Source organism: Actinotalea ferrariae CF5-4 (assembly GCF_000603945.1).
Lineage (GTDB): Bacteria > Actinomycetota > Actinomycetes > Actinomycetales > Cellulomonadaceae > Actinotalea > Actinotalea ferrariae.
Genome location: NZ_AXCW01000084.1, coordinates 1 through 1,978 on the forward strand (window position 1 = coordinate 1; position 1,978 = coordinate 1,978).

Consider the following 1,978-nt stretch of genomic DNA (forward strand, 5'->3'; position numbering starts at 1 on the left):
TGGGTCCGGCGCGTCCGACGGCGCGCCGCGCTCGACGGCTCCCTCACCGTGTTCGTCGGCGTCGACGGCCGGGTCGCGGGCGCGGTGCTCCTCGAGGACCCCGTCCGTGCCGACGCGCCGCGGACCGTCCGGGTCCTGCGCGCGGCGGGCGTCCGGCGGGTCGTCCTGCTCACCGGGGACCGGTGGGACACCGCCCGCGCCGTCGGCCGCGTCGTCGGGGTGGACGAGGTCGTCGCCGAGCAGGACCCGGCGGGCAAGCTCGAGGTGATCCGCGCCGAGGCGGGGGAGGGGTCCACCGTCATGGTCGGCGACGGCATCAACGACGCGCCCGCCCTCGCGGCCGCCGACGTCGGGGTCGCCCTGGCGGCCCGCGGTGCGACGGCGTCCTCGGAGGCGGCGGACGTGGTCCTCACCACCGACCGCGTCGACGCCCTGGCGGAGGCCATCACGATCGCCCGGCGCTCACGGCGGATCGCCCTGCAGGCCGTGGTGGTCGGGATGGGGCTCTCGGTCGTCGCGATGGGGCTCGCCGCCGTCGGGCTGCTCCGCCCGGCGGTCGGTGCCGTGGTGCAGGAGGGGATCGACGTGCTCGCCATCGCGGTCGCCCTGCGTGCCGTGGTGGCGCCCCGCTCGCCCCGGCGGCTCACCCCGGCCGACGCCGAGGCGGCGGTCCGGCTGTGGGACGAGCACGACGCCGTGCTCCCGGTCGTCGAGGAGGTGCGGGCCGTCGCGGACGCGCTCGAGGAGCCCGACGGCCCCGACGCCGTCGCGGACCTCGCCGGCGCACGGACGCTCCTGGGGCGCCTGGAGACCGAGCTGCTGCCGCACGAGCTGCACGACGAGGCGGTCCTCGTGCCGATGCTCACCCGGGCGCTCGGCGGGCACGACGCCACCGCGGCGCTGAGCCGCACGCACGCCGAGATCGAGCAGGAGGTCGTCCGCCTCCGCCACCTCCTCGACGGCCTGCCCGACGCCGAGGCGACCGCCGACGACGTCGTCGAGCTGCGGCGCGTGCTCTACGGGCTGTACGCCGTGCTCCGGCTCCACGACGCGCTGGAACGGGAGAGCGCCGCGGCGCTCGTGCCGCACGGTGCGACGCCGTGAGCCGGAGGGGCGCGGGGGCGGACCAGCGCGGTTCACCCTGCCGACCCGCTCCGCACGCGGTCGCGCGGGTCTAGGGTTCGGCACCGTGACGACAGGGGGGGCCGGGTCGGGGAGCGCGCGCGACGCCCCGGGACCGGACGCGCAGCCGGGCACGGTGCGGGGTCTGTACGCGCTCAAGCCCTGGTACACGCGGCGGCTGGGTGCCGTCCTGCGGGCGGCCGTGCGGCACGGGGTCTCCCCGGACGTGTTCACGCTCCTCGGCGTGCTCGCCGCCGCCGCGGCGGCCGTGGCGATCGCGCTCGGCTGGTGGGTCCCCGCGCTGCTCCTGCTCGCGGCCCGGCTGGCCGGCGCGAACCTGGACGGCGCCGTCGCACGCGCCCGCGGCCTGAGCCGCCCGTGGGGCTTCGTCCTCAACGAGCTCGGCGACCGGGTCGGCGACCTGCTCATGTTCGGCGGGCTCGCCGTGCTGGCCGTGCGGGAGCCGGCGACGCTCCTCGTCGCCGGCCCGCTGACCGGCTCGGCCTGGGTCCTGCTCGCCGCGCTCGCGGCGACCGCGCCGACCTTCGCGTCCCTCGCGGCGGCCGGTGCCGGCGGCCGACGGCTCAACGGCGGACCGTTCGGCAAGACCGAGCGGTGCGCCGCCGTCGTCGTCGCGACCGCCCTCCCGGCGTGGATCCCCGTGGTGGCCGCGCTCGTCGTCGTCGGCTCGCTCCTCACCGCCGCGCTGCGGCTGGCGCGGACGCGCACCGACCTGGCCGCCGGGGGGCCGGGGTGAGGGCCGCGGGGGCGGCGGGCGAGCCGGGTCGGCCCGACGACGGGTCACTCGACGGCGGCTCCCGCGACGGTGACGCCACCGGCGGGGGCGGGTGGGACC

The 1,978-nt window shown here is 79.1% G+C and carries 2 protein-coding genes; both read left to right on the forward strand.

All coding sequences use genetic code 11. From position 1 onward, the window contains the following. The coding region (locus N866_RS09315; protein ID WP_034225602.1) for a heavy metal translocating P-type ATPase at nucleotides 1-1,104 on the forward strand (1,104 nt) is incomplete at its 5' end. An 85-nt stretch (nucleotides 1,105-1,189) separates the two neighbouring features. Further along, on the forward strand, nucleotides 1,190-1,879 hold the full coding sequence (locus N866_RS09320; protein WP_245612480.1) for a CDP-alcohol phosphatidyltransferase family protein: 690 nt from the start codon (nucleotides 1,190-1,192) through the stop codon (nucleotides 1,877-1,879). Nucleotides 1,880-1,978 lie beyond the last annotated feature (99 nt).